This is a genomic window from Myxococcus sp. AM011 (assembly GCF_013372595.1).
GTDB classification, from domain to species: domain Bacteria; phylum Myxococcota; class Myxococcia; order Myxococcales; family Myxococcaceae; genus Myxococcus; species Myxococcus eversor.
The window spans coordinates 1-24,059 of record NZ_JABXEM010000180.1; the positions used below are offsets into that span (position 1 = coordinate 1).

Here is a 24,059-nt window from a genome sequence, read left to right on the forward strand (position 1 = left end):
GCTCGACACCGACGCCGCCGCTCTGTAGGCCGCTCCCATCACCGAGCGCGCTCGCTGACGCTCGCGCTCGGTGATGCCCATCAACCAGGCGGAGCGCTAGTCCATCAACCAGCCTGCCTCGCAACAGTTGAGCTCAACCAGGCTTCTGGAAGCTGCGACTTGGGGAACTACGTCACCATCGGCTGGGACAGGGGAGAATACGGCAGGGGATCATACAACAAGGCCACCGACAACTTCTGCATCTGGGATGAGAGGGAGGACAGCATGCGCGTCGGCGTCCACTGGAAGCTCGGGGACGGCTCCCGCCAGGGCATCTGTTACTTCACCGGCGGGAATGGGAACAGCGGGCGATGCAACAAGGATCTTCCCGAAGGAAAGCATCTGGACATGCGCATCGGTCGCTGCAATGGCAGCATCTACCCTTGTAACGCCCCCTCTGGCGCCGGCTGGCAGTGGGACCCCTCGGACAGTGGCACGTCGACCTGACCGGGCATGAGCACGGGCTGGAGGGTGCGTGGCATCCTCCAGCCTGGCGGCTGCGTCAGTCGCAGTGAACACGGAGGACGTCGACACTTGCCACTGAATTCTCGACGCCAAAACCCGCGGACAGATCCAGGCACTTCCCTGCCGAGGGCTTGGAGTAGACGGGACCGGCGTAGGTCGTGAACTGGCCAAAATCGAAGTCATCCCAGCTGCCGGACGTGCTGGAGACCCGGATGGAGACAGTGCGGTTCATCTTCACGCCGCAGTTGGTGTAGCACTCCGCTACGCCGCAATTACGCGTCCCGTTGTAATAGAGATTGTAGTGACCCTTCACGGCCCCCTTGTTGTTCTTCATCGGGTACGTATCGATGAGGCGGTAGCCAGCACCACACAGGTTGGTCGCCGCCTGCTGGACGCTCCCATTGGAGACTGCGGTCTCCGCTTCCTGCTCCTCCGGTCCGCAACCGCTTGTCACCAGAAGGCAAGCCGTGGAGAGGGAAAGGATCGCTGCGAGGGCATTCATTCTCATGGAGATTTCCTGAAGGAAGGTGGAAACCTGATCATACACATACCTCATGACTTCCAAGAAAAATCCCTGACGCGCGAGCCGTTCGGCTGCATCGTCAACAGTCCATGCTTTTGCAAGTCCTGGGTTCATGGCGAGGAGCCTGTGCCTACCCCAAATTCAGTCGCTGCGTCATGAGCGCGTCAAGGCTGCGTCAAAACGCGCGTCATGACGTGAGCAATTCGCATGACGAGCCATGGGTCTTCCCTTCCGTTTGACAGAGGTCCGGGTTTCGGCAGCAGAAGCGCCGCATGCGAAGCTCGAGTTGCACGGCGCTCCCTGCGGCGGGCAGGTCCGCCGGACGCCGGACATCGCTGCCATGCACCCAGGTACTGGGCGTCTGGCAGGAGGGACACCGGGCACCAGTGCCCTCCAGGTGAACCATGAGGACAACGTCCGTAACACCGCCGCGCGCCCCCCGCTCCACGCGACAGCCAGGAAGGAAGTACAGCGTTTCCATGCCCAGGGTGTATTCGCCCTGTTGGCCGCCTGCTGCGTCTCCCTATGCCTCCGAGGGGGACCACACGAAGTGCGGGAGAGCCACCAATGAGGGTGCCGCTCAAGGCCCCGAGCTCGATGTCGAGCCCGAGGCCTGCCTTGTCCCCGAGGGGACGCGCACGGCATGAACCAGAGCGGTGTCCCGCACCTGCTCGCCGCGACGGCCAAGGACCTACGTCTCATTCCCCAGTGACGGCGGATGGCCTGACTCTCACGGGCCTCCACGAGCACGACCACCGCGCGTGTGGGCGTGGAACCTGAGCAAGTCACCCGCTGCCGCGAAAGGAAGGAGTCATTTCAAGGGTTTGGCCGCGGGGCAACGCGAGCTGACCGTGCGGCCCCTGTCCGGTACCTCTATGCCTCCCAATCACCGGAGATGGAGCACATGGAATGGTCCACTGAACAGAGGCGCTGGCTCGTGAAAGTCCTTCAACCGGAGAGGACCGTCTCGTCGCTTCCGGGCGGCGGCAAGGTATCCGCCGAGACGTGCGCCGCCTTGCTCGGCCTCGAGCCGGAGACGTACCGCGCCGAACTCGCTCAGAGCCAGAAGGGCGCAAGAGAAGCCGCACAGGGGCTGCTCGCGGAACCCGATTTCAGCCGGATGCTGGAAGAACTACCGTTGCGCAAGCGCGCACGCATTGTCACGTTCGGCGACAGTCACACGGCGGATCCTCAATCCTGGGCGGTCATCCTCCAGGAGCTGGTGGCTGCTCAGCGTCCCCACGATGAAGTCTCAGTGGCCATCAACGCTGTAGGCGGTGAGACGACCACGCATGGGTTGGTGCGGATAGGGAACGCCCTCATCCAGGAGCCGGATTGGCTCATCTTCTTCATCGGCGTGAATGACGCGCGGACGCAAGGCCCGAACGCGGGCAAGACTCTCGTTGACGCCCGTGAGACCGCGCGCAACCTCGAGGAGCTTCGCTCCCGTGCCGCACAGGGGACGCAGGCACGTCGCCTGTGGATGACGCCTCCCCCGGTGCTTGAGGAGCGCGTGGCGAAGCACTGGGGGCTGTCCCGCTTCGGAGTCCACTTCCGCAACGAGGACGTCCGCCGTGTCGCGGAGGCCATCCGTGCCCTCGAGGAGCCCACGGTCGACCTCTTCGCGGCCTTCGGCGCATCTCCACCGCCTGAGCTCTTCACGGAGGATGGCCTGCACCTTTCGCTCGCCGGTCAGCGAATGGTCGTCCTTGAGCTCATGCGAACCTGGAGCCGCGCTCAATGACATTCCTGGTGACTGGCGCGACAGGTCATATCGGCTCTCTCGTCACCCATCGCCTCATCAGAGGTGGGCATCGTCCCCGCGTCTTTGTCCGGGATGCAGCCCGAGCACGGGCGCTGTTCGGCGACGAGGTGGACATGCACGTCGGCGACCTGGCCAGGCCAGGCCCCGCGCTACGGAAGGCACTCGCCGGCAGCAACGGCGTGTTTCTCCTCAACAGCGGGCCACGCCTCGCCAGTCGGGACCGAGCCGTCGTTCAGGTCGCCGTGGATGCGGGTGTCAAACACATGGTGAAGCTCTCGACGCTGGACGTCCGGACCGGGGTGGGGACCGGCCCATGGCACGCGCGCGGCGAGGACGCGGTCCGGCAGAGCGGTATGCCGTACACGTTCATCCAGTCAGCCGCTTTCATGTCGAACGTGCTCGGTTGGGCGCAGTCGATTGCCACGGAGGGGGTCCTCCGTTCCTCTACCGGGCAAGGGAGGATCGCCTTCATTCATCCCGACGACCTCGCCGACGTCATCACCCACGCACTCACGACGGGCGAGCACATGGGAGAGTCACTGGTGGTCACCGGACCTGAGGCGCTGAGCTACGCAGCCATGGCGGCCAGGATTGGCGCTGTCATTGGGAAGAAGGTCCGCTACGAGGAGCTCTCAGACGAAGAAGCCCACGAGGCCGCACTCAGATACGGGGGTGGCCGGCGGTATGCGGACGCTCTTGTGGACATCTGGCGTGCCATCCGAGAAGGCAGACTGACGACTGTCTCTGACGGCGTTGAGCGGCTCCTCGGCCGCAAGCCCCTCGCCTTCGACCGCTGGCTCAATCAGAACGCCGAAGCCTTTCAGTGAGGAGTCATGGCCGGTCCAGGAAATGGAGGACCGTCCGGATGACTTCGCCCTTGGCGCGAGCAACCGTGAAGGGAGGGCGCGCCTGGGGCACGGCGTGTACCAGCGACTCGACCAGGTGAGGCATGACGAACAACATCCGGTCGCCCGCATGCGGGCGGGACGTGCCGACCTCGGGCGATGGAATCACCCGCTCGAATGCCATCTGAAGGGCTTCCTTGAACCCGAGCGAGGAAGCCGGGACCGCGGCGGAGACCATCTCGTGGAGCTCCGGTTCTACGATGTGGGCATCCACCAGTCCTTCCACCAGGCAGGCCGCGAACTCGTCGAGGGTGCTCGAAGCGCATTGTTCGACGGCACGTTCCATTCTGTGTTTCACATCCTCCACATGCCGCTCATGAAGGGCATTGAAGATGGTCTGCTTGTCCGGGAAGTACTGGTACAGAGAGCCGATGCTGACTCCCGCCACCTCCGCGATGCGGTTGGTGGTGACCGCTCCGGCTCCGTGCCGCTTGAGCACCCTGGGGACGGCATCGAGGACGGCCTCCACCGTCTGCCGCGAGCGCTCCTGCCGCGGCTGGCGGCGACTCTGCGTGCTCTCTTCGTTTTTCATCCGCGGACCTGTTCAGAAACTACCACGCCAGGGACGGCTCAAGCCACGGAGGCGGGGGACTCTCACCGCGCTCATCACGTCATTTGTGCTCAAGCAGGAGAAGGGACCTGTCTGAGCGTGCCGTGCCCCGCCTGTCCTGGGGGCCACTTCAGAGTCAGAGAAACGGCGCCCAGAGCGAGGGCCCCACGGTGTTTCGAGAGAGCCACTCGGCGGCCCCCCCTCCTCGTACTCGCTCGTAGTCGGGTGGGCTCAACGGAACCAGGAGCAACAAGCGAACGCCGGGGCCTCCGCCCATCTCCACCTGGCCCCCGTCCGCGAGCACGAAGCCCCCCATCCCCCGCTCATGATTCGGCGTGGCCACCGTGTCGCACGGCTTCCACCCGACGGTCGACTCATGCACGCCGCTCGCGACACCACCGATGAACCGCAGCAGTTCGAAGGAGTGGTCCGGCAGCCACGCCCCAATCTCCACGCGCGGACAGTCCACGCACCCGGCATCCCCCTGGGCGAGCCGCCCGAAACCATTCGTGACGAGGAGAAAGCCCTGGCCATCGTGCCGCTCGCGCACCTCGACGGAGTGAGGAGTCACATCGGGATTGTTCGAACGGACGTCGACCCGGAGCTCGCTCGGAAGCAGCGTGTCGAGCCCCCGGTCGAACAGCGCCTGATAGGCATTGAGCGCGAGCCTGGCGTCCGGCTCGCGCCAGGCCAGCTCCGGGTGTTGCTCCTCCTCCGGCACGAGCACCAGCTGCTCTCCGTCGTCGGACACCTCGTAGGAGATGACATCCGATTCCCACGAGATGTCCAGCGGCCATGCGCCCACGCGGAGCCGCAAGGGCACATGGAGGTGCTCCCCCGCCCGCAGCTCCCGGTTCTCTCGAATCATGCGGTACGCGGCGAAGAGGACCGCTTCATGTCGCCGCTGCCTGCTCCATGGGTCATCGGCCTTCACGGAGACGGCGACATCGGGGAGGCCAAACACGTCCATGCCGAACGTGCCATAGAAGGTCGTACCCTCGTGGGTGAAGGGCCCCACGGCCAGCCAGGCACTGAAGGGACGGCACTCGTCGTCGTCCAGCTCCCCGAGCATCCTCACGAACTGCTCCGCCGGAACGACGAGGTTCCCCGCGCGGTGCAGCACCACGCCCGTGCCATGTTCCAGGAGCCATTGCGTCAGCATGCTGAGCTTGCGCGCTTCGCCCTTCGGAGCCCACACGTCCCACGCGTTCCCCACGATGAGCCGCTCCTGGCGATGCACTCCTGGAAGGCCGATTCCCAGCCCGATGAAGGCGCACCCGAAGTCGAAGTCCTCCGGCACGTCGGTCGTATCGAGCCCCTCCGTCGGAAACGCGCCACGCCCCGCATAGGTGAGGAACTCCGTCCCCTCGACGAGGAAGGACAGGTCGCGCTCGGTCCTCAACGCGAAGCCCTCGGGCAGGCCCCGCTCCCGCGCCCACGCCTTGAGCGCGAGGTTTCCCTCGGGTAGCGGCGTCCGCAAGAGCACCGTGACGCTGGCGAGGCTCCGAGCCGCCGCGGCGGCCTCCGCGACTCCCTCCACGCGAGCCGGCAGACCCAGGCGCTCATCCCTCGCGGAGAGCAGGCCGTCATAGCTCGGGTCAGCGGAGTCCAGCGTGACACGACTCGCCCGCCAGGCACCGGAGCGCTCGGACACCTCCTCCAACAGGACGGACGCGCCGACGACGGGTACGAAGTCCCCGCATGCGGTCCTTCCGAACCGCAACTTCTCGCCACTCTCCAGTTCCAGCAGACCCACTTCATCCGCGAGCTCGAACGAGAGGATCCGCGCCTTCGCGGGAACCCTCGGGGCCGGAGGCAGCTCCACCGCGGGCGCGGTCTGCCTGGGTTTGAAGAAGCGATCGAAGAGTCCCATCGTGTCCGTCCTCGACTCCAAGCCTTCCGGCGTCACCCATCGCGAAGGCTCGCCGCCCGGCGCGCACGTGCCAGTCTCGCGGGCTGACGATGTAGCCGAGAATCGATTGAAATTGCCACTGTGCCGTACCCAGACGCATTCAAGGCGCGGAGGGTGAAGCGGACAATGGGCCCGAACGTGGTGAAGGCGTCGAGGGCCGCGCGCCCCCCCCAAGCCCCTCGGCCGGCAACCATGCGTTGCCGGCCGAGGCGGACGCCCGAATCAGGCGCTACAGGTGACAACTCAGATACTGCGCCGTGGTCGAAGCCGTGTTCACGGCGCAGAACAACACCTTGCTGGCGGTGTTCCCCCAGGAGTCCTTGACAGTGACTGAGAACGGCAGGTCCGTCTGGATGGCCCCGGTGCCCGAGATGCTCCACTGATAGGAATAGGGCGCCTGGGTCAACGTGACGTTGAAGCCGGGAATCACCCCTCCTGAGAGCACGACGGACTGGACGCCGCGGGGGTCCGCCACCGTCCCCGCCGAAACGAGGTACGAGCGGCCCGCGCCGAACACCGTGAGGTTGTACGAGGGCGGCGTGTTGTCCGCCGTCACCGTGCGCGTCTCCGGCGCACTGGAGACGCCATTGACGTCGGTGCACTGGAACAGCACCGTGGAATCGCCGTCCACCCGAGCCGTGGTGTCGACCACGAACTCGTAGGGCGCGGTGGTGTCCAACTGGGTGACGAGACCATTCTCACGCAGCTCCACGTGGTGCACGCCCTCCGTGTCGGTGCACTGCACGGTGAACTTCGGCTTCTTCGGCTGGCTGTCGTCCCGGGTGATGGCCGTGATGACCGGCGGGGTGAGGTCCTTGATGAACGCCGTCTGGAAGTTCGCCGGGTTGCCGCACGCGTCACTCACCAGGGCCTGGAAGGTATGCGCGCCCGCGGCCATGGCATCGCCGAACTCCAGGACGAAGCTCGGGGTCGTGGGCTCCGCCACCCGGTTCCCATCCACGTACAGCGCATACGGATACGTCAGGCCGCAGCCGTCGGAGACTCCCACGGTCAGCCGCACCAACGAGCCCACCTGCGTCTTCGTGAAGGTCACCTGGGGCGGACGACGGTCGAGCGGCGCCCCCCAGGACGTCGTGCCCTTGTTGCCGAAGACGTCCGTCACCTCCACGATGAGGTTGTGGGCCAACGGGTCGGTGGGCGTGTAGCTGGCCTGGTACGTCATCGCCGCGTTCGTCCGCGTGGCGAACACCAGGCCGTCCACCTTGAAGTCCACCCGCGCCACCGCCGAGGCGTCCGTCACGGTGACGTTCACCAGGAAGGGCGCCTCGTCGCCGGAGCCCACCGTCATCGCCACGGTGGGCGGCGTGTTGTCCACCTTCAACGCGTGGTGGAGGACCGTGACGTTCATGTACTCGTCGTAGGCGCGGATGTTCAGGTCGTGGGTGCCATCAGTCCAGGTGGAGGTGTCCAGCGTGGCCACGTAGGGCGGGACGAACAACCCGACCAGGTATTGGCTGCCATCGGTGAAGTCCACGATGCGGATTCCAGCGGGGTCCGTCGCGGTGACCGAGATGCGAGGTTGCTTTGGTGCGCCGGAGACGATGAAGGATGCAACGGGTGGAGCCTTGTCCAGGGAGACCGTCACCATCCGGGTGGCCAGGTTCTGCCAGTAGTCCCACGCCTGCAACTGGACGGTGTGGTTGCCACTCGCCAGGGCGGCGCCTGGCAGCGTCTGCGTGAACTGCCAGCCGGACAGCGTCTTGATTTGCGTGCCGCCGTCCACCACCAGGCGCGGCGCGGTGGTGTACTGCCCTGGGACTTCCGCGTCGGTGATGGTCCCCGTGCATTCGATGTCCTGGAGCACCTGCCGACAGCTCAGCGTGGTCTGCGGCGGCACGGAGTCCGGCTTGAAGCCGACGTTGACGGCCGCGAACGCCCGGGCCACGGCCAGCATCCGGGGTCCTCCCTGGACGCCGTCGCGCGAGGTCGCCGCCGCGAGCGCCGCCTGGCGGGCCTGCACATAGTCCGTGCCCACGGGCATCAGCTGCACCGCGAGCGCCCAGATGCGCAGCGCCTCCGTGGGGCCCACGCCGGTGAACCCCTCGGGAACCCGGGGGCAGTACCAGGCGCTCGTGGACTGGGTGCCACAGCCATATGAGAGCAACAGGAACATCCGACTCAGCGGGCCCGCGGAGTGGTGCTCATCCTCGAAGCCGATGCCGTCGAACCACTCCTTGAACGGGGGCGACAGGAGGTCGCGGGACGCGGTGCCCGTATCTTCCCCCACGGTGAGGTTCGACGCCTTCACCACCACCCCGTCGATGTTGGTCGACGACGGCGAGATGCGCCTGGCGTCCCGCAGCAGCTCGGTGACGAAGCCGAAGATGTCCCCCGTGCCCTCGTTCAACCCGCTCTGCTCCGAGCGATCAGACGGAACGTCCGCGGGGTCCCCCGCCAGCTCCCGGGCGAAGAAGTCATGGGCCAGCTCGTGGGCCACGATGTCCGTGGTCGTCATCGGGCTCTTGGGATTGGCCGTGAGGCTGCGATAGCCGAACCCCACGGCGGGCGAACGTGCACTCGGGTAGTAGAAGGCGTTCTCCGCTTGCACGTGCAGCCGGACTTCGAAGCCCGCTTTCCCAGCCGGGCCATTGCGCCCCAGGAAGGTCTCGTAGACGGACCACGCCAGTCCCACGGCGTGGTAGGCGTCCACCGCCGCCGTCTCCCCATTGGCGCTGAGGGTGCCAGCGCCGCCATAGCGCAGCCCGTCGCCGAAGGTCGAGTCCGCGCTGAGGTACTGCTCGTAGCCAAAGCTCCGGGGCGGCACCCGGATGAGGCCGACGTACTCGTTGTTGTATATGTCGGTCAGCCAGGAGGCCGCTTCCACGGAGTCATACAGCACGGAGAGGGTGACCCTGCCCGCGTAGTAGCCGTTGCCGATGCCCTTCCGGCGTGTCTGGGTCGCGGCGGTGCGCTCGAGCGGTGCCAGGTGCAGCACCTCGCCGGAGCGGGCATCCACCTGCGCCATCCAGCGACGCCGGAAGCCTCCTTCCTCTCCATCGGTGAAGAGATTCACCCGGTAGACGAGCCGCAGCCCCGTCACCACCCGCTCGAAGTCCTCGGCGTTGCGCGCGCCGGTGAAGCTCGGGGCGGCATCCTTGCGCAACCGGCGCTCTTCGCGGGGCAAGAGCACGAGCCGCGAGGACTCCACGCTCGCGGTGGCGTCCCGCATGGCCGCGAGGGCCGCGTCCCGGGCCTGGGCCTCGGTGAGCCGGGCCTCCGTCTCCACCGCGCTCGTGGCCTCGAAGCGGACGTTGGAGAGCAGGGCCTGCCCCTGCGACGTCTTCGCCTCCAGACCCCAGATGGGGACGCCCCGGAAGTGGAGCGCGTGCCGCACCCCCTCTCCTTCTGGGACTACAGACACCTCCCGCAGGTCGAAGCCGCGCTCCACCGCGAGCCGCTCGACCCGGGCTTGCGCCGGAGCCTTGTCAGGCGCCGGTTCTTCCGGCGACGTCGGACCACAACTTGAAACAATCAGAAACAGGCCGCTGAGCAGCCCTTGGCGCAACCGCATGGCACTTCCCCCTCTGTTGCTGGGGACAAGTGTCCCCATGTATGGGATTGCCTGAATGTTTCCGTTCTGGCAACCCCGTCCACGGCGTGACGCGGCCCGACAGGGTGCCGCATCACTTCGCACGAGAGCGGGTCGTGACCCACCTCTCCCGCGTGAGTCCGCGAAGGCTGCCTTGTTCGAGTTCATCGAGGTGTTCCACAACCGCCAGCGGCGGCACTCCGCGCCTGGCGCCGTCAGCCCTGTCGGGTTCGAGAAGACCGCCTCACAGGTGCCGCTGGCTGCTTGACCCTCCTGCCCACCCAACCCGAGCAAGCGCAACTGCTGGTGCGCTGGGAGAAGCCGCGAGGACACCTCTCTGGGAATGCCGCGCCTCGCGGTGGGCATCATCACCTGATTCCGCACGCTCCTCCCGAGATAGGCTCTAAGCTCCAGGATGTTGGCCCCTCAATTGCTTTGGGCCGAGGCAGCCCCCCGTCTCGTCACTGGAAGCCGAGCACCCATGCGTTCCCGTCCCTTCGTCCCTGTCCTCCCGGCCGCTTCCACCTCGTCTGTCCGCCCCAAGGAGGTGGCCCTGTGAGCCGCATCGCGGGATGGGTGTTGCTGGTGCTGGCGCTGTTCGTGTCGTACCGCCCGGCCGAGGCCGCGCAGGCGAAGAAGACGCAGGCGCAGAAGAGCAAGGTCGCGGTGCTGCGCCCGGAGGGCCGCCAGGCGGATGCGCTGCGCAGGGTGCTGACGCAGGAGCTGGGCAAGAAGGGACGCGGGCGAGAGGTGCTGCCCGCGAAGAAGGTGGATGCCCAGGTGAAGCACATCCGCGGCGGTCCGAAGACGGATGAGCAGCGGCAGGCGCTGGCGAAGAAGCTCGGCGCGGACGTGCTGGTCCTCGCCTCGGTGAAGGGGACGAAGCGCTGGGACGTGGAGGTCCGCGCCTACTCCGGCAAGGACGGCACCCTCCTCGCGGAGGAGCGTTGGGACGTCCGCACCCAGCCCGCCTTCCCCGACGTACGGCGCGAGCTCGAGCCCAAGCTGGGCGCGGCCCTGAAGGCGGGCCCGGAGCAGCGCCTCCCGCCCGCCGCCGTCACGCCTCCGACGCCTGTCTCCGAACCGGAGGTCGCGCCCCCTGCCCCCATCGCGGAGGCACCGCGCCCGGCGGTGGTGAAGCCTCCCCCGCCCACCGTGAAGAACGACGAGCCGCCGGTGAAGCCCGAGCCGAAGGCAGCCGGCCCTCTCAACCTGGACGGCCCCATCCTGGAGGCGCTGCTGTCCGGACAGGGGCTGTTCCGCCGCTTCAACTTCTCGGGCAACAACGCCAGCGAGCTGCCCGACTACAGCCTCAACAGCGCCGCGGCGGTGAGCCTCGCGGTGAGCTACTTCCCGCTCTCCCACTTCACGGATGGGGTGGTGCACAACCTGGGTATCGTGGCGCGGGGCTCACGCTCGCTCGGGCTGTCCACGCGGCTCCCGGATGGCTCCAGCTACGGCACCACCGCGCAGCTCCTGGAGGGAGGCCTGCGCTTCCGCCTGCCGCTGCGGTGGCTGGAGGTCTCCGTGGGCGCGCTGTACGGCACCCACTCCTTCGCGATGGAACTCCCGCCGGAGAGCACCTTCGCCCTGCCCGACGTGGACTACCGCTTCGCGCACGTGGAGCTGGGCCTGCGCAAGGCGCTCACCGAGCGATGGGCCATCGCCGCGCGCGTGGGCTACCAGCACGTGCTGAGCGGCGGCGAGCTGTCCTCGGACGACTACCTCCCGGAGCTGAGCGGCTCCGGACTCGATGGCGAGCTCGCCGTGGAGTTCGCCCTGACGCGCATGCTGGGTCTGCGGATGGGCGGAGAGCTGCGGAGCTACTCCTTCACCGCCGACGCCGCGGAGGGAGCCCCGGTCTTCGCCAGCGGCGCCAAGGACCTGTACTTCAGCGGTCAGCTCGGCATTTACCTGCGGCTGTAGCACCGGCGCATTGAGGGGGTCTGTCCCCCACGCATGTGGCGCCTCCTCCACACTTTCGCGCGAGGCCCGCACGAAAAGTCGGGCCTGATGAAACGCGGATGCACGCGTGACACGAGTTTTTCAGTATCCGTGTCATCGGGCCATTTGACCGACGCGCGTGCGAGTCACGGCTACATTGACAGGAACGCGCAATCCATCCGATTGCTATGTCTCCCAATCATGGAGGCGCTCGTGCCGAGGATGCGGTCACAACGGTTGTCACGAGAGCCAGTGGAGCGGGGACGGTGGTGGCGCCCGGTGGTGCTCGGGCTGGTCTTGAGCGGGGCTGCTGGCTGCGAAGGAACCATCTCCAACCCGGAGGGCCCCGGTGGAGGGCCCGGCCCCGGCACGCCCACCGTCATCGAGAAGCCAGCCCCGTCGGTGCGGATGGCGCGCCTGACGCACGTGCAGTGGACGAACAGCGTGCAGGAGCTGCTCAGGCTGGACGCACCGCCCACCCCGCTGGCGGGCACCTTCCGCGCGGACCCCGCCCAGAGCGGCTTCCTCTTTGACAACGATGCGCGCGCCCTCTCCGTCGACGAGGCCCTCTGGGGCGCCTACCAGCGCGCCGCCGCGGAGCTCGCCGGCCAGGTGACGACGGACGCGACGAAGCTCGCGCGCCTCTTGCCTCCGTCGGCCGCCACCAGCGAGGAGCGCGCCCGCGCCTTCGTGGAGTCCTTCGGCCGGCGCGCGCACCGGCGCCCGCTGACGTCCGAAGAGGTGGAGAGCTACCTCGGGCTGTACCGCAAGGGGCCCCAGGCCTACGCGGACATGGCGGCCTTCGAGGGTGGCATCCGGCTGGTGATGGAAGCCTTCCTCCAGTCGCCCCACTTCCTCTACCGCGTGGAGCAGAGCACCCAGGCCGTGCAGGACAAGGTGCCGCTCGACGACTACGAAGTGGCTTCGCGGCTGAGCTACGGCCTCTGGAGCGCCATGCCGGACGACGCCCTGTTCGCCGCCGCGAGCGAGGGCACCCTGCACTCCCGCGAGGGCGTCGCCACACAGGCACGGCGCATGCTCCAGGACGCGCGCTCGAACAAGGTGGTGGAGGCCTTCCACCGCACCCTCTTCGACGTGCCCCGCTACGCCGCCATCCGCCCCTCCCTCACGCGCTACCCCCAGGTGTCCGAGCGGCTCGGGGAGCACGCGGCCCGGGAGACGACCCTGTTCGTCCAGGACGTCGTCTTCTCCCGCAAGGGCGGCTACAGCGAACTGCTCACCTCGCCGGCCACCTTCGTCAACGACGAGCTGGCGCGCGTCTATGGGCTGAGTGGCACGTTCACCGCCGACTTCGTCCCCGTGACGCTGGACTCGCGCGAGCGCAAGGGCGTGCTCACCCAGGTGGGCTTCCTGGCCGCGCACGCGACGTCGGTGGACCCGGACCCCATCCACCGCGGCGTCTTCGTGTCCGAGCGCATCATCTGCCGGAAGATTGGCGCGCCGCCGGCCAACATCCCGCCGCTGCCCGCCCCCCAGGGCCGCACCAATCGCGAGGTCGTCGCCTCGCACACCGAAGCGCCCGGGTCCGCGTGCGCCAGCTGCCACTCGAACCTCATCAACCCGCTCGGCTTCCCCTTCGAGAACTTCGACGCCATCGGCGGCTACCGCACCACGGACAACGGACATCCGGTGGACGCCAGCTCGACTCCCAACATCAACGGAGAGAGGGTGCCGGTGCGCGACGCGCTCGACCTGGCGGACGCACTCGCGGCCAATGAGTCGGTGCATGCGTGCTACGCGCAGCACTGGGTGGAGTACCTCCACGGGCGCCCGCTCTCCCACGAGGATGGGCCGCTGGTGGAGCGGCTCGGAAAGCGGTCGAAGGCGGGCAACCTGTCCATCGTCGACCTCGTCGTGGAGGTCGTCACCAGCGAGGGCTTCGTGAATCGCCACCCGGAGGAGCTGCCATGAAGCTGAGTCGCCGGATGGTGTTGAAGGGCCTGGGCGGGACGATGCTGAGCCTGCCGTTTCTCGAGGGGCTGATGCCGAGGACCGCCCGCGCGGCGGACTCGGGGGCACGGCCGTACGCCATCTTCTTCCGGCAGGCCAACGGCGTCGCCTCGGCCCAGACGACGTCGGAGCTCGGCGCGGAGCCGGAGCGCTTCTGGCCGCGCACCCTGGGGGCGCTCACCGCGGAGAGCATCGCCGGGCGGGCCGTGGGCGTGCTCGATGACCACCGCGCGCACCTGCTGCTGGTGCGCAACGTCAACATGAAGGACTACAACTACGGGGACGGCCACGCCCGCGGCGCCATGCAGGGGCTGACCGCGCGGGGCCCCGTGGTGGAGGGCGCGGGCGGCGGCTCCGAGTCCGGAGGCGAGTCCATCGACCACCGCATCGGCCGCGAGCTCAATCCGCAGCAGCGTGACTCGCTCGTCTTCTACGCGGGCCGGCGTGGCGGCTGGCTCGGGGGGCCCTGCCTCTCCTACCGGAGCAGCAACGTGCGCCGGGCCGCGCTGCATGACCCGTGGAATGCGTACCAGACGATGATTGGCGGCCCGGGAGGACTGACTCCCGAGGCTCGCGAGCAGCTCCTCGTCCGGCAGCGCAGCGTGAATGATTTGGTGAAGGCCCAGCTCCAGGCGCTCCAGCAGCGTCCCGAGCTGAGCGCGTCAGACCATGAGCGCCTGGACCTGCACCTGTCCAATGTCCGGGACCTGGAGGTCGCCCTGAGCTGCCGCATGCGCGCGGACCAGGAGCTCCTCCTCCAGCAGCAGGCGCCCGGCTATGACAGCACGGACGGCACCGAGGTGCTCGCCACCGCCAGGCTGCACATGGACATCGCGGTGATGGCGATTGCGTGCGGCACCAACCGCGCGGCCGTCATCCAGGTGGGCAACGGCAACGACGGCGACACGCGCTACCGCGACCCGGGCACGGGGCAGTTGATGGAGAACTTCCATTACGTGTCCCACCGTCGCTCGTCGCACGACGCCAGCGGCGGCATCATCACCGGCTCGGACCTGCTGCATCACCACGTGGACGTGCAGTTCGCGAGCGCCTTCAAGCACCTGCTGGACCGGCTGGTGGCCTACCAGATGCCGGACGGAAAGCGACTCATCGAGCACGGCGTGGCGGTCTGGTACAACGACCTGGGCAACGGGCCGGCTCACTCGGCGCGCGATGTGCCCTTCGTCCTGGCGGGGAGCTGCAATGGCTTCCTCAAGCAGGGCGTCTACGTCGCGGCGTCGGGCGGCGGCAATCCCAACCACAACCGGATGCTGAACACGATTGGCACCGCCGTGGGGCTGAAGAACGCGGCCGGTGGAAACCTGGACGACTTCGGCGACCCGGCGCTGACCAAGGGCGTGCTCTCCGAGCTCATCGCCTGAGGGGACGATTGCGCCCTGCTCCAGCGTCCGGCGCTGGAGCAGGCCCTCCCCCGTCCCTCAGTAGAAGGTGATGGTGAACTGCTCCCATTGCCCCACGGATGCGCCGGCGGCATACACCCCGCCGTCGCCACCGTTATCGGCATACAGGTAGCGGGGGTTGAGGAGATTGTTCGTCGACAGGGCCACGGTGTCTCCGGTGCCGATGGTGAGCAGGCCCGTGCCGGCGATCTTCGAGATGCGGAAGGTTTCATAGCTGCCAGGCGCCGTGGGGGTGGCTGTCACCTCCGCGCCGCCACCGTTCACGGCCATGACGTAGTTGCCGTTGACCGTCTGCAGGTGGATGAGGTCGCCGGTCTGCAGTTCGAAGCCGTTGCGGTCCACCAGTTGGAACTTCTCCCAGGGACCCACGGCGCCACGATTGGCGTTCACCGCGCCGCCGCCGCCGCCCTCGGCCACCACGTAGTGGCCGCGCAAGGCGCGCAGGGAGATGGTTCTCGAGTAGAGACGCGCCACGGTTGCCGCGTCCGTGATGCTCAGCGCATCGCGCTGCCCGATGGCCTGCCCCCCCAGTGGCTCGATGGTGGGGAGCCCATTCTTCGAGAACGCCGTCCTCGGGTAGTGCATGATGGAGCCGTAGTCATAGGCGAGGATGTCGTCACCGTCGGCGATCTGCTGGTTGAAGTTCTGCTCATAGCCCGCGGTGATGTTCTCGGGCCGGACGAGCACGTAGGTATTGCGGTCCTCGCGCGACTGCTCGTGCCACAGCCCCAGGGCGTGTCCGATTTCATGGATGACGTTGCCCGTGCTGCACCCGGCCTCCAGCCACACCCCTTGCCTGCCACCAATCCGTCCCACGTTGGAGCTGCACCCGGTGCCCGTCTGGAAGTTGACGTAGTTCGGATACAGCGCCGCGTTGAGCACGGTGCGTTGCACGAAGCGCAGGTGCGTACGCTGTTGCCAGTGAGTGATGGCGTCCGTGATTCGCACCTGGTTTGGCACAGCCGCGTCGATGGTGTAGGGCACCTCTGAGTTGGCCCAGCGATAGTTGGCTCCGGTGATGGCCACGCCCTGGGCGTGGACTCCCGGGGCGTCGAGACCTCCCCGGGCCTTCACCTCGCGCACGCGCGCCTCCATCTCCTCCACCGTGCCGAGAATCATGTCTCCCTCGAGGATGGCCAGTCCATCCACCTCGGCGTACTTCACTGGCACCAGCTTCCCTCTCGCGGCATTCCAGGCGTAGCCCTCGCGAACCGGGGCGCCAGCCGGCACCCGGGCCATCTCCGGGTCCAGGGCGGGACGCGACTCCAGTCCCTCACCACAGGCGGTGAGCAGCAGGCTGGGGATGAACAGTGCAACCAGCGCGGACTTCAATGTGCGTCGAAGCATGGTGCCTCCTTTCCGGAAGGCATTCCGGGAAACAGGAGACAACCACATCAGTCTGACATTTGTCGTTTGAAATAGAGAACCCTCATCAATTCGTGACTTGCCCCGGCGCAAGGGAGCCAGCAGAAGGCGTGGGAGGCATTTCAGCGCTTTTTGGGGCTCCAAGCATCTGCGCTCCTGGGACCTACAAGCGCTGTCGGCGGTGCGGGGCCCCTCTCCATCATGGCCCGTCGATTGCTGTGAGGGCAAATGCATCTCATGGGCATTTTGTCCATGGCCCTCGAATGCTTGTCGGCTGGTCGCCGGAGAATCTCGCGAATCCGTCTGTTGCGCGCCGAGCAATTGGGAGTAAGGAATGGCGTCGTTCATTCCATGGGGGGGACGTCCATTCCGGGCTTCAGCCTGCTCCTCGGAGAGAGACACTCAATGCAAAGCCGTCCTGGTGCGCTGTGGTCGTGGGGACTCGGCGTGACGCTGGTCTTGTCGCTCGGAGCATGTGGTGTGGAGTCCCTTCCTCCCGCGGATGAGGTGCCGCAAGAGGACAACGGGGCGGTGACGAGTGAGCCGCTGGAAGCCTCCTTGACGTGGGACCCGTATGCGGATGCTGTGGCGCCGGGCACCAATGCGGCGGTGCTCAACGCGAGCGCGGCGCTGGGCGCGCCGGACGGGCATGCCGCGACCCTGGTGGGCTTGCTCAACGCGGCGCTGGTGCTGGACCTGGGTGCGGGCGAGGAAGGCACCGGCGACCTGCGTGTCTATTACAAGGGCTTGTCATTGGCGCTGGTGGCCCAGGTGGACTTCCTGAAGGCGGATGGGACGCTCATCGGCTCCAGCTCGCTGCACCTGGTGGAGCTGGGCCTGGGGACGCATGTGGCGGTGGCGCTCTACCCGGGAAACAAGCCCTATCGCTACGTGCGCCTGAGGGGCGCGGTCGCGATCTACCTGGTGGACGCGGTGGAGACGTCGCTGCGGGCCATCTGTGGTGATGGGGTGCTGGGCGGATTCGAAGTCTGTGACGACGGCAATCAACTCTCTGGCGACGGCTGTAACAGCGTCTGCCAGGTGGAGCCGGGCTACACCTGCACGGGACAGCCGACAGTGTGTACCGACATCGACGAGTGCGCCGCCGGTACCGACAACTGCAACGAAAACGCCTCCTGCACCAACATCGCGGGCTCCTTCACCTGCGCCTGCAATGCCGGGTACGAGGGCGACGGCGTGACCTGCACCGACATCGACGAGTGCGCCGCCGGTACCGACAACTGCAGCGAAAACGCCTCCTGCACCAACAGCGAGGGCTCCTTCACCTGCGCCTGCAATGCGGGGTACGCGGGCGACGGGGTGACTTGCACCGACATCGACGAGTGCGCCGCCGGTACCGACAACTGCAGCGAAAACGCCTCCTGCACCAACAGCGGGGGCTCCTTCACCTGTGCCTGCAATGCGGGGTACGAGGGCGACGGGGTGACTTGCACCAACATCGACGAGTGCGCCGCGAGCCCCTGCCTGAACGGTGGCACCTGCATCGACGGCGTGGGTAGCTACACCTGCAAGTGCGCGCCCACCTACGAGGGGAACATCTGCCAGTCTTGCTCCGGCACCCTCGCGGACTGTAACGCGAACTCGTCCGACGGCTGCGAGGTGAACCTCCAGAGCGACGCCAACAGTTGCGGCGCCTGCGGCATCGTGTGCTCGACGGGGCAGATCTGCTCGAACGCCACCTGCCAGGCCATCCCACCCGGCCAGGTCCCCGGCACGCCGGTCAGCTCCCCCGCGAACCACAGCCCGCTGGCCCCGGCGGTCGCCGATGTGAATGGCGACGGCAAGCTCGACATCCTGGTGGCCAACGCCGAATCCGGGTCGACCCAGACTCCCTCTGGCTCGCTCTCCGTCTTCCTGGGCAACGGCGACGCCAGCGTCCAGTCGGAGGTCAACTACGGGAGCGCCTCGCTCTCCAGCAACGCGGTCGTGGCCGTGGACGTGGACGGCGACGGGTGGCTCGACGCCGTCACCGTCGACGGACAGACCAACCTGCCCCTCATCAACGGAAACATCAGCGTCTACAAGAACCTGGGCTCGAGCGCGCCCGGGACCTTCGGCGCGCCGACGAGCTTCACCACGGGCACCCCGGGCTCCGTCCACCTCTGCACCGGTGACTTCGACAACGACGGGGTGGCTGACATCGCCACGACCAGCGTGACCCAGAACCAGGTGAGCGTGCTCTTCGGCACCGGCGCGGGCAACTTCGGCGCGCCCACGTTCATCGGCATCCAGAGCACCGGCGGCGCGCAGTCGAGCATCGCCTGCCGTGACCTGAACAGCGATGGCTTCTCCGATATCGTGGTGACGAGTCCCGCCAGCGCACGCCTGTCGGTCCTCATCAACCAGGGAGACGGCACGTTCGCCGCACCCGTCGCCTACAGCAATTCCGCCAGCGGCCAGACGGCGGGCATCGCCTTCGGCGACGCCAACGGCGACGGCACGCTCGACATCCTCTCGAACGGCGCGGCCGGCCGGTTCCTCTTCTACTTCAGAGGGAACGGCAACGGCACCTTCGCGAGCGGCGCTCAGTCAACCGCCGCGACCAATACGGCCGCCAACTCGGCGCTGGGCGTCGTGGCCGGTGACTTCAACGGCGATGGCAAGCTCGACGCCTACATCCTCGTGACAGCGGCCTCGGGCGGCGTCCGCCCGATGACCGGCAACGGCAGCGGAGGCTTCACCGCAGGCACCGTCGTCACGACCGGCGCCTCACCTGGCCTCAACGCCATCGCCACCGCGGACATGGACGCGGATGGGTACGCCGACCTCATCCTGACCAACAGGGGCTCCGGCACCGTGACCGTGGTCCCCAACGGACTCTAGGTCGCTGTCCGCGATGGGACGGTGTGCCCTGATTTCAGCGCGGTCTCGGTAGGAGAATCGGTGCGCCGCGTCCTTCGCGCGCGGCGCACCGAAAGTCGCGCAGCCGCCTGACGGGCATTGCGTCGCTGGCTCGGACTGCTGCGCGCTGGGCGCGCTTTGCGTAGAATCCCACGCCATGAACCTCCTCACTTTCGGTCTCAACGTCACTTTGGACGGGTGCATCGACCACACCCAGGGCATCGCGGACGACGAACTGCACGACTATTGGACGCAGCTCATGGATCAGAGCGGTGCGATGCTCTTCGGGCGCACCACCTACGAGCTGATGGAGGAAGCCTGGCCCGCGGTGGCACGCGACGAAAAGGCGCCGCGCGCGATGCGCGAGTGGGCACAGAAGCTCGAGGCGAAGGCAAAGTACGTCGTGTCGGGCTCGCGGAGCGACTTTCCGTGGCGGAACACAATCAAGGTGGAGGGTGACCTTCGCGAGGCGATCTCCGCGCTGAAAGCGAAGACCGAGCGAGGTGTCCTCGTCGGAGCGCCCAAGCTCGCGACCGCGCTCGAGGAGTGGGGGCTCATCGACGAGTACCGCATCGTCGTTCATCCCGTCATCAGTGGCCGCGGGCCGACGTTGTTCCATGGCCTGTCGAGTGCGCGGCAGCTCGAGCTCCTTTCGACGCAGCGGTTCAAGTCCGGCGCGCAGGCGCTCCACTTCCGTCGCAAAGCGGGATGAGCGTGGAAGGACCCGAGCGCTTCACCAGCGGCTGACTGTGCGGCGGCGTCGGCTGGGCGAGCGTGTGACTGAACACTGCTGACACGCCCTGTCAGCACACCTCGGGCACAACCTTGGGATGCACAAACGCACGATGAGCCCATTCACCCTTGCCATTTCCGATTCCGAGCTCGCCGACCTTCGGGCGCGGCTGAAGGCCACTCGCTTCCCCCCGGCGGTCGAAGGCGTCGGCTGGGAGGATGGCACCGACGCTGAGCTGCTCAGGCGGTTGGTCACCCACTGGGCGGAGCGGTTCGACTGGCGCACCGCCGAGCAGCGCCTCAACGCGATTCCGCAATTCATCGAGGAGATCGATGGCGAGCGGGTTCATTTCGTTCATGCGCCGGGTCAGGGCGAAACCCGCGTTCCCATCGTCCTCGCCAATGGCTGGCCATCGAACTTCGTCGAGTTCCTGCCGCTCATTCCGCTGCTCACCGCCGAGCGAAACGGGGTGTCGTTCGACGTCATCATTCCCTCGATGCAGGGCTTCGGCTTCTCGGGCCGGCCGACGAAGAAGGGCATGAACATGAGTCGCATGGGTCATCTCTGGGCCGAGCTGATGACCCGGCTGGGCTACGAGAAGTTCCTCGTTGCGTGCTCGGACCTGGGCTCCGGGGTCTGCTTCAGCCTGGTCCGCAACCATCCCGGCCGTCTCATGGGTGCACACTACCTCAACGTCTTTTCGGGGTACCCGCGGCCAGAGGCGCCGACGCCCGAGGAAGTGGACTACTTCCGGCGCGTCGACCTGTGGACCCTCACGCAGGGCGCCTACATCATGCTTCACGGAACCAAGCCGCAGACGCTCGCCGTCGGCCTCAACGACTCACCCGCGGGCCAGGCGTCGTGGATCATCGAGAAGTTTCACGGCGGGAGCCTGCTGCGGGACGGCCGCCTCGAGTCGGTCTATTCGCTCGACGACCTCTGCACCCTGCTCTCGGTCTACTGGTTCACCCAGACGATTGGTTCATCGGTTCGGCTGTACAAAGAGGCCTTCGCCGATCAGGAACCGCTGATGCCGATGCCCCGCCACGACGTGAAGCATGGCGTGCTGGTGCCCGCCGACGTCGACAATCCCGCGCCGCGCGCCTGGGGTGAACGGCACTTGCAGAACCTTGTCCACTGGACCGAGGCGCGGCAGGCCGGGCACTTCCCAGCACTCGAGGCTCCGGCGCACTACGCGGCCGATATCCGGGCGTTCCATGACACCCTGAGGTGAGCCGCGCGCACGCATGGACAAGACCGAACGCCTCTTCGCAGTCATGGACGCGCTTCGCCGGCACCGCCGCCCCGTCACCGCGGCGGCGCTGGCCGAGGAACAGGGTGTTTCCGTGCGCACGCTCTATCGCGACGTGCGGACGCTCATCGGTCTTGGCGCGCCCATCGTTGGCGAGGCGGGCGTGGGCTATATGCTGAAGCCGGGCTTCTTCCTGCCGCCGCTGATGTTCACGGCCGAGGAACTCGAGGCGCTGGTGCTCGGCTCCCGCTGGGTCGAGGCCCAGCCGGATGCCGGCCTTGCCGGGGCGGCGCGCAATGCGCTGGGGAAGATCGCCACCGCCTCGCCGGACGATCTGCGCGACCGGATGAACGACACCGGGCTCTGGCCCATCCTGATGCGCGGCGGGTCTGCGTCCGTCCCGGTGCTCGGCCTCGTGCGCCGGGCCATTCGCGAAGAGAAGGCGCTCCTCATCGTGTATGCCGACGAGAAGGGCCAGCCGAGCCAGCGCGACATCTGGCCGGTGCAGCTCGCGTTTCACGAGGGCAAACAGCTCGTTGCCGCCTGGTGCTGCTTGCGCCAGGCCTTCCGCCATTTCCGCGTCGACCGCATCACCGCGGCCTCGGCGACCGAGGCCCGCTACGGCCGCCAGCGGTCCGTGCTGGCGCGGGAATGGCGGGAGGAATGGGAACGCCTGTATCCCGACTGAATGCAGCCACCTCCTTGAGTCGCCGTTCCTTGCGCGTCACCCCGCCTGGTTGGGTCGGCCTCGAATGGGGGCTGCCGCCGCTGCGCGGCACTGGATGAGCAGTGGGGGTTGTAGCGCCGGATGTCACGGATAGTGAAGTTTTGTTGCGGCGGACGCAACACCGGCACCAGCGTAGCGACACGGATTTAGAGGGAAGCCAGAGATGGCCTGGTTCCTGCCTTCACGGGGAGTGCAGTCACCATCGCACCCCGCCTCGAGCCGGGTGCGAGTTCCCCACAGCAAGAGGAGTGTCCCCACATGTTTCATCCGGCTGAGTCACACCAGGGTTCTTCCAACGGACTGCGCGCGGTAACGCTCGCGATGCTCGCGGTCTTCACCGTTCAGATCGGCTGCAGCCGTGCTCCCGAGGCCAACCCGATGGCCAAGGCGCGCGAGGCCCTGGCCGCGAACATCGTCTTCAGCGCCGTGGAGCCCGCGCAAGTCATCGACGGGAGCCTGGAGCGGTTTGGCCGGCTGGGCATCGCGATGCATGACGAGGTGCCCCGCTTCATGAACTTCGTCCTGCGGCAGACGCTCGTCCGCGGCACGGAGGACGCCGTCCTCGAGGTGATTGACGAGAAGACCGGGGAGCGCACCCTCTACACGGTGAACAACGAGACGGGCGACGCCTGGGTCCACCATGAAGGCGGCAAGCTGCACATGGTCTTCAACGCGGACAAGACCATCCAGGTGGGAGACAAGCTGGCCGCCAACGAGCAGGAAGCGGCCGCGATTCTCCTCGATACCGGGGAGCTGGAAGCCGTCTCCGAGTACTCCCTGTTCACGATGATTGAAGTCATCAGCAAGTACCTGCCCGAGGACCATAATGGGAAGGGCGGCGCCGCGGCGGTTGTCACCCTCATCGCGGTGGGCGTCTGGTACGTGGGCTCCACCGTCGGCTGCTCCCAGCAGTACAGGCGGAACGGCTGCAGGCTCACCGGGCTGAGCAACTACTGCCGCTCGTGGTGCGCCTCGTATTGGTGCCGCTGCTAACACAGGCCTCCCCGTGTTTCGAGCCAGGAACTGGAACCGTCCATGACTGTGTTGGCAAGGCACTGGCTTCTGGCCCTGCTTCTGGGGGCCTGCGCGTGTCAGCAGGCCCCCGGAGTGCAGGAGCGCGTCGTGGCGGTCTACTCACGAGCGGATGTCGCCGAGTTGCAGCAGTCGCCGTGCTCCGATGACCGCTGCCCGCATGTGGCCCTCGAGGACTTCTCCTGTCCCTCGGGAGTGAGGGCGGAGGTGCTCGTGCTCAGCGGACACAGCCTGCCGCCGAGCTATCTCAACGCGTCCCCGGAGGACCTCGCGCGGGTGGCTCGGTGCTATCGCCCGGACCTCATCGTCCTGGATACCTGCTACGGCTTCTCGACGCCGCTGCTCACGGCGCTCGCGGAAGAGGCGCCGGGGGCCTGGGTGCTGGGCTCCACGTACAAGCTGCCCCTGGATGGATTGCTCTATGACGAGGGCTTCTTCCAGGCCGGGAGCCCCGAGCAGCGCGCTCGCTTCGTCCGTACGCGCTCTGGCAAGGCGCTCGAGTTGTGGCGGTTGGACGCGAAGGCCATGGACACGGCCCTCGAAGAGGTGTCGCGCTGGGAGCCCGCGGTGCTGGAGGCCCGGTTGGCGCGCAAGCACCCCAACCTCGTGAAGGTGGAGCTCCCGGGGGAGGCCACGGCGCTGGTCCCGGTTCCGCCGGAGAGGTTCCGGAAGCGATGAGCCTGCTGCTGGCCCTGGGCTCGGGTGTCGCGCTGGGCGTCGCCTTCCTGTGGACGTGGGCGCAGCCCTTGGCCTGGGTGGGCATCGCGCTGCTGGGGTGGTCGCTCCACCGCGCCAACGGCTGGCGCCAGTCCGCCGCGGCGCTGCTGCTGGCCGCGCTCGTGCGCCAGGGCGTGGCCTTGCACTGGTGGGTGGGGACGGCGGGGTTCTACACGGCCCCCTGGCTTCCTCCGCCGTTCATCGTGGCGTTTCTGGGCTGGACGGCCACCGGGGTGCTGTCCCAGGTGCCGTTGCTGGCGCTGGCGGCACTGCCGGTGAAGCGGGTGCCTCCCAGGTACTGGTTGCCGGTGGGATGGGTGCTGGGC

The 24,059-nt window shown here is 67.3% G+C and carries 19 protein-coding genes and 1 pseudogene; 14 read left to right on the top strand and 6 right to left on the bottom strand.

The window, feature by feature from the left end; translation table 11 throughout:
• Positions 1 to 159 precede the first annotated feature (159 nt).
• On the top strand, positions 160 to 486 hold the full coding sequence (locus HUW62_RS31125; RefSeq protein WP_176436465.1) for a hypothetical protein: 327 nt from the start codon (positions 160 to 162) through the stop codon (positions 484 to 486).
• A gap of 55 nt (positions 487 to 541) precedes the next feature.
• On the opposite strand, the gene HUW62_RS31130 is transcribed toward HUW62_RS31125, so the two are convergent.
• Both HUW62_RS31130 and HUW62_RS31135 read right to left on the bottom strand, forming a co-directional pair.
• Positions 542 to 1,141, bottom strand: coding sequence for a hypothetical protein (locus HUW62_RS31130; RefSeq protein ID WP_163866716.1), 600 nt, complete (start codon positions 1,139 to 1,141; stop codon positions 542 to 544).
• A gap of 73 nt (positions 1,142 to 1,214) precedes the next feature.
• A complete protein-coding gene (locus tag HUW62_RS31135) occupies positions 1,215 to 1,508 on the bottom strand; it encodes a transposase family protein (RefSeq protein ID WP_368670510.1) in 294 nt (97 codons plus the stop codon).
• 456 nt (positions 1,509 to 1,964) lie between these two features.
• Here HUW62_RS31135 and HUW62_RS31140 point away from each other — a divergent pair, with 456 nt between their 5' ends.
• Together HUW62_RS31140 and HUW62_RS31145 are read left to right on the top strand one after the other, a co-directional pair.
• Entirely contained in the window at positions 1,965 to 2,771 is an 807-nt protein-coding gene (locus tag HUW62_RS31140) for an SGNH/GDSL hydrolase family protein (protein WP_368670511.1), read from the top strand.
• Positions 2,768 to 3,619 (top strand): NmrA family NAD(P)-binding protein, encoded by an 852-nt coding sequence (locus HUW62_RS31145; RefSeq protein WP_176436467.1) that lies wholly within the window; start codon positions 2,768 to 2,770, stop codon positions 3,617 to 3,619. The genes HUW62_RS31140 and HUW62_RS31145 overlap by 4 nt, the downstream gene beginning before the upstream one ends.
• A 4-nt stretch (positions 3,620 to 3,623) precedes the next feature.
• Here the strand turns inward: HUW62_RS31145 and HUW62_RS31150 are convergent, their stop codons facing one another.
• The 3 genes from HUW62_RS31150 to HUW62_RS31160 all read right to left on the bottom strand — a co-directional run bounded on the left by HUW62_RS31150 (position 3,624) and on the right by HUW62_RS31160 (position 9,691).
• On the bottom strand, positions 3,624 to 4,166 hold the full coding sequence (locus HUW62_RS31150) for a TetR/AcrR family transcriptional regulator (RefSeq protein WP_176436468.1): 543 nt from the start codon (positions 4,164 to 4,166) through the stop codon (positions 3,624 to 3,626).
• Between the two features lie 217 nt (positions 4,167 to 4,383).
• Positions 4,384 to 6,120, bottom strand: coding sequence for a hypothetical protein (locus HUW62_RS31155; RefSeq protein WP_176436469.1), 1,737 nt, complete (start codon positions 6,118 to 6,120; stop codon positions 4,384 to 4,386).
• A 268-nt stretch (positions 6,121 to 6,388) separates the two neighbouring features.
• Entirely contained in the window at positions 6,389 to 9,691 is a 3,303-nt protein-coding gene (locus HUW62_RS31160) for an Ig-like domain-containing protein (protein WP_176436470.1), read from the bottom strand.
• Between the two features lie 151 nt (positions 9,692 to 9,842).
• Here HUW62_RS31160 and HUW62_RS49085 point away from each other — a divergent pair.
• The 4 genes and pseudogenes from HUW62_RS49085 to HUW62_RS31175 all read left to right on the top strand — a co-directional run.
• A pseudogene (locus HUW62_RS49085) lies at positions 9,843 to 9,977 on the top strand (IS3 family transposase); the annotation flags it as partial.
• Between the two features lie 287 nt (positions 9,978 to 10,264).
• Positions 10,265 to 11,635, top strand: coding sequence for a hypothetical protein (locus HUW62_RS31165; protein ID WP_176436471.1), 1,371 nt, complete (start codon positions 10,265 to 10,267; stop codon positions 11,633 to 11,635).
• A 240-nt stretch (positions 11,636 to 11,875) separates the two neighbouring features.
• Complete coding sequence (locus HUW62_RS31170; RefSeq protein WP_255203742.1) at positions 11,876 to 13,585, top strand: DUF1592 domain-containing protein; 1,710 nt, start codon at positions 11,876 to 11,878, stop codon at positions 13,583 to 13,585.
• Positions 13,582 to 15,006, top strand: a complete 1,425-nt coding sequence (locus HUW62_RS31175; RefSeq protein ID WP_163866710.1) for a DUF1552 domain-containing protein — start codon at positions 13,582 to 13,584, stop codon at positions 15,004 to 15,006. Before HUW62_RS31170 ends, HUW62_RS31175 begins: the two co-directional genes overlap by 4 nt.
• Positions 15,007 to 15,063: 57 nt before the next feature.
• Here the strand turns inward: HUW62_RS31175 and HUW62_RS31180 are convergent, their stop codons facing one another.
• Positions 15,064 to 16,392, bottom strand: a complete 1,329-nt coding sequence (locus HUW62_RS31180) for a M12 family metallopeptidase (RefSeq protein WP_176436472.1) — start codon at positions 16,390 to 16,392, stop codon at positions 15,064 to 15,066.
• A 465-nt stretch (positions 16,393 to 16,857) separates the two neighbouring features.
• Between HUW62_RS31180 and HUW62_RS31185 the strand changes: the two genes are divergently transcribed.
• The 7 genes from HUW62_RS31185 to HUW62_RS31215 form a co-directional block, all read left to right on the top strand.
• Entirely contained in the window at positions 16,858 to 19,254 is a 2,397-nt protein-coding gene (locus HUW62_RS31185; protein ID WP_368670512.1) for an FG-GAP-like repeat-containing protein, read from the top strand.
• A gap of 175 nt (positions 19,255 to 19,429) precedes the next feature.
• Positions 19,430 to 19,984, top strand: a complete 555-nt coding sequence (locus HUW62_RS31190) for a dihydrofolate reductase family protein (protein WP_176436474.1) — start codon at positions 19,430 to 19,432, stop codon at positions 19,982 to 19,984.
• 133 nt (positions 19,985 to 20,117) lie between these two features.
• Positions 20,118 to 21,239: an epoxide hydrolase family protein gene (locus tag HUW62_RS31195; RefSeq protein WP_176436475.1), complete on the top strand. Its 1,122-nt coding sequence runs from the start codon at positions 20,118 to 20,120 to the stop codon at positions 21,237 to 21,239.
• Between the two features lie 13 nt (positions 21,240 to 21,252).
• A complete protein-coding gene (locus tag HUW62_RS31200; RefSeq protein WP_163866706.1) occupies positions 21,253 to 21,945 on the top strand; it encodes a YafY family protein in 693 nt (230 codons plus the stop codon).
• Positions 21,946 to 22,242: 297 nt separating this feature from the next.
• Entirely contained in the window at positions 22,243 to 22,977 is a 735-nt protein-coding gene (locus HUW62_RS31205; protein ID WP_176436476.1) for a hypothetical protein, read from the top strand.
• A gap of 42 nt (positions 22,978 to 23,019) precedes the next feature.
• Positions 23,020 to 23,694: a hypothetical protein gene (locus HUW62_RS31210; protein ID WP_176436477.1), complete on the top strand. Its 675-nt coding sequence runs from the start codon at positions 23,020 to 23,022 to the stop codon at positions 23,692 to 23,694.
• The coding region (locus HUW62_RS31215) for a hypothetical protein (protein ID WP_217911648.1) at positions 23,691 to 24,059 on the top strand (369 nt) is incomplete at its 3' end. The genes HUW62_RS31210 and HUW62_RS31215, both read left to right, overlap by 4 nt.